Source organism: Burkholderia sp. 4NA327C6, from assembly GCF_005502655.1.
GTDB lineage: Bacteria > Pseudomonadota > Gammaproteobacteria > Burkholderiales > Burkholderiaceae > Burkholderia > Burkholderia contaminans.
This window is the reverse complement of the sequence record NZ_SCNZ01000100.1, coordinates 1-7048: the sequence shown is the minus strand read 5'-3', so window position 1 is coordinate 7048 and position 7048 is coordinate 1. Positions and strand designations below refer to the sequence as shown.

The following is a 7048-nucleotide window of genomic DNA, read 5'->3' as shown; positions in this document are numbered from 1 at the left end:
AACGTGCCGTGGACGCTGCACCACAAGCATGCGGACCACGAGATGCTGAAGCCGGCGTCGCAATGCCAGCCGATCGAGTATCCGAAGCCGGACGGCAAGCTGACGTTCGACCGCCTGTCGTCGGTGTTCATCTCGAACACGAACCACGAGGAGAACCAGCCGGCGCACCTCACGCTGAAGGACGCGAGCGTGCCGGTGAACGTGAACCTGCGCACGTACGCGGGGCCGGAGGGGCGCTTCTGCCCGGCGGCGGTGTATGAGTTCGTGAAGAACGACGACGGCAGCGATCGCCTGGTGATCAACGCGCAGAACTGCGTGCACTGCAAGACCTGCGACATCAAGGACCCGACGCAGAACATCGTGTGGGTCACGCCGGAAGGCGGCGGCGGGCCGAATTACCCGAACATGTAATGGCCGGAGCGCGCCGCCACGAGCGGCGCGTGTTTCGGCTGCCGCAAACGAAACGGGGCGCTGCTTCAAGCAGCGCCCCGTTTTGCATGCTCCGCGCAACGGCCGGACGAGACGCGCAGCGCCCCGCCCGCTAGCGTCAGGTCGCGCTGCCCGCGATCTTCGGCGTCGGCGTCTCGACGTCCCCGCACTGTGCACGATGGCGCAGCGCATGATCGATCAGCACCAGCGCGAGCATCGACTCGGCGATCGGCGTCGCGCGAATGCCGACGCACGGATCGTGGCGACCGAACGTTTCCACCGTCGCTTCCTCGCCAGCCTTCGTGATCGAGCGGCGTGGCGTGCGGATGCTCGACGTCGGCTTGATCGCGATCGACACGGTGATGTCCTGCCCCGTCGAAATCCCGCCGAGCACGCCACCCGCATGGTTGCCGACGAAGCCGGCCGGCGTCAGCTCATCGCCATGCACCGAGCCGCGCTGCGCGACGCTGTCGAAGCCCGCGCCGATCTCGACGCCCTTCACCGCGTTGATGCTCATCATCGCCTTGGCGATGTCGGCATCGAGACGGTCGAACACCGGCTCGCCCCAGCCGACCGGCACGCCCGACGCGACGACGTCGATGCGTGCGCCGATCGAATCGCCATCCTTGCGCAGCGCATCCATGTACGCCTCGAGTTCCGGCACGACCGCCGCATTCGGCGAGAAGAACGGATTCTCGTGCACGTGCGACCAGTCGACGAACGGCACGTCGATCTCGCCGAGGCCGCTCATATAGCCCCGCACCTCGACGCCGAAGCGCTCGCGCAGCCACTTCTTCGCGACCGCACCCGCGCCGACGATCGGCGCGGTCAGGCGCGCGGACGAACGGCCGCCGCCACGGTGGTCGCGGATGCCGTATTTCTGCCAGTAGGTGTAGTCGGCGTGGCCGGGGCGGAAGGTTTCGACGATGTTGCCGTAGTCCTTGCTGCGCTGGTCGGTGTTGCGGATCAGCAGCGCGATCGGCGTACCGGTCGTCACGCCTTCGAACACGCCCGACAGGATCTCGACCTCGTCGGCCTCCTGACGTTGCGTCACGTGACGCGACGTGCCGGGCTTGCGGCGGTCGAGCTCGATCTGGATGTCGGCTTCGGTCAGCCCCATTCCCGGCGGGCAGCCGTCGATCACGCAGCCGATCGCGGGACCGTGCGATTCGCCGAAGGTCGTGACAGTGAAAAGCGTGCCGAGGGTATTGCCGGACATGATGGAACCGCCCAAAGAGAAATGGACAAACCGATGCGCCGCCCAAGCCGCTGGCAGGCCGATCGTTTGCCGGTCGAGAAAAAGAGGTAAGCCGCTATTATGCCAGCCGTCCCGGGCACGCGGGCCGTGTGAACCGTTCGGACCACACCGGCCGACCAGGGGAACGGCTCGTGGAGACGATTGCGGACCCCGCGCCGTTCCGGTCGAACGGGGGCCGGTTCACGGCGGTCATTGCGGCCCGGGGCGATGCCGCCGGGCCCGCCCCGCCTACTTTCGCGCGCCGCGCAATTCGGTCACTGCGGCCTGCAGCGCCTCGGGCGTCGCGACCGACGCCGGGATCGGCTCGCCGACCGCCAGCGTCAGGCGGCTCATCACGCCGCGCTTGATGGGCCGCGGCATCCGCGCATCGGAATGCCGCGAAAAATAGCTGCCCCACAGCCCGCGCAGCGCCATCGGGATCACCGGTGCCGGCGTGCGCCCCAGGATCTCCGTGATGCCGTGGTGGAACGTGTTGATGTCGCCGGTCTTCGTCAGCTTGCCTTCCGGGAAGATGCACACGAGCTCGCCTTCCTTCAGCGCGGCCTCGCATGCGTCGTATGCACGCGCGAGCATCGCGGGATCCTCGTGGCGCGGCGCGATCGGGATCGCCTTCGCATGCCGGAACACCCAGCTCGCGAAGCGCGTCTTGAAGATCCGGTGGTCCATCACGAAACGGATCGGGCGCGGGCTCGCGGCGGCCAGCACGAGCGCATCGACGTAGCTGACGTGGTTGCACACGAGCACGGCCGCCCCTTCCGCCGGAATCCGCTCCGCGTGCACGAGGCGAATCCGGTAGAACGTATGCACGAGCACCCATGCGACGAAGCGCAGCAGGAACTCGGGCACGAGCAGATAGATATACGCGGCGACGATCACGTTCAGCAGCGCGGTGACGAGGAACAGCCCCGGGATGTCGACGCCGGCCTTGGTCAGCCCCATCGCCATCACCGCCGACAGGATCATGAACAGCGCGTTCAGGATGTTGTTCGCGGCGATGATCCGCGCGCGGTGCGTCGGCGCGCTGCGGCTCTGGATCAGTGCGTACAGCGGCACGCTGTAGAAGCCGCCGAACATCGCGAGCAGGAACAGGTCCGCCAGGATGCGCCAGTGGCGCGCACCGGCCAGGAACTCGCCGACCGACAGCAGATGGCCGGGCGAAGGCAGTGCATGACTCGCAAAATACAGCTCGATCGCAAATACGCTGATGCCGATCGAGCCGAGCGGCACGAGGCCGATCTCGACGCGCCGCTGCGACAGCCGTTCGCACAACAGCGAGCCGAGGCCGATGCCGACCGAGAACGTCGCGAGCAGGATCGTGACGACATCGGGGCTTGCGGACAGCACGTCCTTCGCGAAATTGAAGAACGAAGTGAGGAACGTCGCGCCGACGAACCACAGCCACGAGATGCCGAGCAGGCTCAGGAACACGGTGCGGTTCTGCCGGGCGAGCCCGAGGTTGCGCCAGGTCTCGCTGACCGGATTCCAGTTGATCACGAGATCGGGCTGCGGCGCCGGCGTGGACGGCACGCGCTGCGCGACGAACCGCCCCGCAAGCGCGATGACGACGACGCTCACCGCGAGCACGCGCTCGCCGTTGCCGTCGATGCCCGCGGCCGCGCCGCCGATGATCGTGCCGATCAGGATCGCGATGAACGTGCCCATCTCGACGAGACCGTTGCCGCCGACCAGCTCGTGCTCGCCGAGATGCTGCGGCAGGTATGAATACTTGACGGGCCCGAACAGCGTCGAGTGCATCCCCATCATGAACGTGCACAGATACAGCAGCGGCGCGCTGTGCGTGACGAAGCCGGCCGCGCCGACCAGCATCAGCACGATCTCGAAGGTCTTCACGAAACGCGTGAGGGTCGCCTTGTCGTACTTGTCGGCGATCTGGCCGGACGTTGCCGAGAACAGCACGAACGGCAGGATGAAGATCGCGGAAATCAGGAAGGCCGCCGTCTTCGCATCGACGCCGGAGAACCGCGCGGTGTGATAGGTGACGAGCGACGTGAAGCCGATCTTGAAGACGTTGTCGTTCAGCGCGCCAAGGAACTGCGTCGTGAAGAACGGCGCGAAACGGCGCTCGCGCAGCAGGTCGAACTGCGACGCGTGCGCGCGCCGTTCGTCACGCCGCCTGGAAGCGGCTTGCGTTTGATCGCTCATGCGGAATACGCGCGCGCCGTCTGGGCAGCGCTGCGCGGGCCTCGTGTGGTCATTGAAAAAACGGCGGCGCAGGACATGCCTGCGCCGCCGCGCGCCGGGTGGCGGCGCCCGCGCGTGACGGCGACGGGCGCGGCGTGATTCACGACTTGTGCGCTTCGGCTTCCGATTCCGGCCAGTCGCGGATGTATGCCTTCAGCATCCGGTTCTCGAAGCTCTGCGCCTCGACGACCGTCTTCGCGACGTCGTAGAACGAAATGACGCCCATCAGCACCTTCTTGTCGAGCACCGGCATGTAGCGCGCATGGCGCTCGAGCATCATCCGGCGCACTTCGTTGACGTCCGTTTCCGGCGTGCACGTGAGCGGCTCGTCCATCACCTTGCGCACCTGCACGTCGCCGATCGCGCCGCCGTTCACGTGCAGACGCAGGATGATCTCGCGGAACGTCAGCATCCCGACGAGATCGCCGTACTCCATCACGACGAGCGAACCGATGTCGTGTTCGGCCATCGTATCGACCGCTTCGCGCAGCGGCTTATCGGGCGTCACCGTAAACAGCGTGTTGCCCTTCACTTTCAGAATATCGCTGACGCGCATCGTAGTCCCCTCATGCTTGAATGCAAAACCTCTTTCGATCCTATCGGAAAGCCTGTCAAAAGGAAAGCTCGGGCCCGCGCAGCGGGCCGCCCCCCGCTTGCGGAAGCGGACTGCCGGCAGCACAATGACCCCATGAACAGCGGCCAGAGGAGACGTCCATGGCGCATACGCATTCGGAGCAATTCGCCAGCTTCGCCGATTTCTACCCGTATTACCTGAATGAACACCAGAACCGGACGTCCCGGCGGCTGCACTTCATCGGCTCGCTCGGCGTGATCGGCTGCGTCGCGATGGCGATCGCCACCGGCGACTGGCTGTGGCTGCCGGCAGCGATCGTCTGCGGCTACGGGTTCGCGTGGGTCGGACACTTCTTCTTCGAGAAGAACCGCCCGGCCACGTTCCGGCACCCGATCTACAGCCTGATGGGCGACTGGGTGATGTTCAAGGATATCTGTACGGGCAAGATCCCGTTATAACGCGGCCGAGCGCCCCGCTCACGCGGGCCGCGGCGGACGTGCATGCGGATCGGACACGCCGCCTGGCGCCTGCCCCGGGACGCCCGCCGGCTGTGCGCCGGCCAGCCGGTGCGCGGCGATCAGCGTCGCGAGCGACACGTCGAAGCGGTCGCTCGACAGCGCCGCAAGCAGCGCAGCGCCGTCGACATGGCTGCGGCGCCGCTGCAGCTGGTAGGTGAGTTCCGTGCGGTCGATCACCAGTACGTCGAACAACTGCGCAAGCGTCAGCTGCTCCGGGTTCGCGAGCAGAATGTAGCGCGGCGTGGTCTCGCCGCCGCCGTCCAGCCGCGCAATCCATTCCCGCTCCTCCATCGTCGTCAGCAGGCGCTGCGCGGTTTCCATGTCGCAGCGCAGCATGGTCGCGAGCCGCATCCCCGTGTAGCCGCGCTTGCCGGCCGTGCGCGCTTCGGCCAGCCGCGCGAGCATTTCCAGCGCGTCGAGCAGGTCGCTGCCCGGATAGTGGATGCGGTGGAACTGGCCGACGCGAATCGCCGGCAGCGCGGAAGCCACCATCGCGCCGAGCAGCGCGATGAACCAGCTCAGGTACACCCATAACAGGAACACCGGCAGCGCCGCGAACGCACCATAGACGGCCGTATAGGTCGGAATGCGACGGACGTAGTAGCCGAAGCCGCGCTTCGCGAGCTCGAACGCGACGGCTGCGAACAGCCCGCCGATCACCGCGTCGCGCCACGCAACCGTGCAGTTCGGCAGGTACACGTACAGCAGCGTGAACGCGAGCACCGTCAACGGCAGCGATACGAGCGCGAGCAGCCACTCGACGATCGACGTGGACGGTGCGGCGCCGGTAAACGCCAGCGACTGCGTGAACAGGTACGACGAGATCGACAGGCTCACGCCGAACAGCAGCGGGCCGAGCGTGATCAGCGCCCAGTACGCGAGCACGCGCTGCGCGAACGGCCGCGGCTTGCGCACCCGCCAGATCAGGTTGAAGGCCGATTCGATCGTCATCATCGTCATCACCGACGTGACGACGAGCACAATCAGGCCGGCCGTCGTCAGCCCCTTCGCCTTCGATGCGAACTGGTTCAGGTACTTGAAGATCTGGACGTTGAACTGCGCGGGCATCAGGTGATCCGCGAGGAAACCCTGCAGCGAGATCTGGAACGACGCGAACATCGGGAACGCGGTGAACAGCGCGAACGCGACCGTCACGAGCGGCACGAGCGCCAGCATCGTCGTGAACGTCAGGCTGCCCGCCACTTGCGGGATGCGATCCTCGGCGCTGCGCCGGGCCGCGAACTGCGCGAGGCGCTTGATGGTGTCGAGATCGACGCTCAACTTCGGCAAACGGCTTCTCCTTCTTGATGCCGCGCGCCCGACGGCGCGCCGCCGCCGCGCTGCGCGACGGCTTCAGCCCCTATAATAGCCGCTCGATTCCAGCTGGGGCCGACTGCACCGGGCACGCGCGCGGCCGCACGCGGCTCCGTCGCCCATGAAAGACATCCTCGTCCTCTATTACAGCCGTCACGGCGCCACGCGCGATCTCGCGCTCGCAATCGCGAACGGCATCGACAGCGTGCCGGGCATGCAGGCCCGCATTCGCACCGTGCCGCCCGTGTCGGCCGTCTGCGAAGCCACCGCCCCCGACATCCCCGCCGACGGCCCGCCGTACGCGGAACTGCGCGATCTCGAGGAATGCGCGGGCCTCGCGCTCGGCTCGCCGACCCGCTTCGGCAACATGGCCGCCTCGCTCAAGTATTTCCTCGACGGCACCACACCGCAATGGCTGTCGGGCGCGCTGACCGGCAAGCCGGCCTGCGTGTTCACGTCGACGGGCAGCCTGCACGGCGGCCAGGAATCGACGTTGCTGTCGATGATGCTGCCGCTGCTTCATCACGGGATGATGATCGTCGGGATCCCGTACACGGAATCCGCACTCAGCACGACGCGCACCGGCGGCACGCCGTACGGCGCATCGCACGTCGCGCAGCACGATCGCTCGGCAGCCGCCGGGCTGTCGGCGGACGAAAAGGCGCTCGCGGCCGCGCTCGGCGTGCGACTCGCGCGCGCGGCGGCCGCCCTCTCCAGCGCCCATGCGGCCTCGGCCGCCTGGGCGCTGGAGAG

7 protein-coding genes are annotated in these 7048 nt (G+C 67.1%); 3 read left to right on the top strand and 4 right to left on the bottom strand.

The genetic code is table 11. The features are described 5' to 3' along the window. The coding region (locus FFS49_RS41450) for a 4Fe-4S dicluster domain-containing protein (RefSeq protein ID WP_171026920.1) at nucleotides 1-411 on the top strand (411 nt) is incomplete at its 5' end. A gap of 136 nt (nucleotides 412-547) precedes the next feature. Here the strand turns inward: FFS49_RS41450 and aroC are convergent. From aroC to FFS49_RS41435, 3 genes are all read right to left on the bottom strand, one after another. Continuing rightward, nucleotides 548-1648, bottom strand: coding sequence for a chorismate synthase (gene aroC / locus FFS49_RS41445; protein ID WP_105816792.1), 1101 nt, complete (start codon nucleotides 1646-1648; stop codon nucleotides 548-550). Nucleotides 1649-1915: 267 nt separating this feature from the next. Next, nucleotides 1916-3850 (bottom strand): MFS transporter, encoded by a 1935-nt coding sequence (locus FFS49_RS41440; protein WP_105816793.1) that lies wholly within the window; start codon nucleotides 3848-3850, stop codon nucleotides 1916-1918. Nucleotides 3851-3989: 139 nt separating this feature from the next. Then, a complete protein-coding gene (locus FFS49_RS41435) occupies nucleotides 3990-4445 on the bottom strand; it encodes a CBS domain-containing protein (protein WP_006755543.1) in 456 nt (151 codons plus the stop codon). Nucleotides 4446-4603: 158 nt separating this feature from the next. On the opposite strand from FFS49_RS41435, the gene FFS49_RS41430 reads away from it, so the two are divergent. Then, entirely contained in the window at nucleotides 4604-4921 is a 318-nt protein-coding gene (locus tag FFS49_RS41430; RefSeq protein WP_039347312.1) for an Mpo1-like protein, read from the top strand. Nucleotides 4922-4939: 18 nt separating this feature from the next. On the opposite strand, the gene FFS49_RS41425 is transcribed toward FFS49_RS41430, so the two are convergent. Then, on the bottom strand, nucleotides 4940-6271 hold the full coding sequence (locus FFS49_RS41425; RefSeq protein ID WP_105816794.1) for a YihY family inner membrane protein: 1332 nt from the start codon (nucleotides 6269-6271) through the stop codon (nucleotides 4940-4942). A gap of 145 nt (nucleotides 6272-6416) precedes the next feature. Here FFS49_RS41425 and wrbA point away from each other — a divergent pair. Beyond that, nucleotides 6417-7048: NAD(P)H:quinone oxidoreductase (gene wrbA, locus FFS49_RS41420; protein ID WP_137951077.1), on the top strand; the 632-nt coding region annotated here is incomplete at its 3' end.

Coding starts and splice junctions, on each gene's coding strand:
- FFS49_RS41430 (WP_039347312.1), top strand. CDS start 4,604: ATGGCGCATACGCATTCGGAGCAATTCGCCAGCTTCGCCGATTTCTAC.
- FFS49_RS41440 (WP_105816793.1), bottom strand. CDS start 3,850: ATGAGCGATCAAACGCAAGCCGCTTCCAGGCGGCGTGACGAACGGCGC.
- aroC (WP_105816792.1), bottom strand. CDS start 1,648: ATGTCCGGCAATACCCTCGGCACGCTTTTCACTGTCACGACCTTCGGC.
- FFS49_RS41435 (WP_006755543.1), bottom strand. CDS start 4,445: ATGCGCGTCAGCGATATTCTGAAAGTGAAGGGCAACACGCTGTTTACG.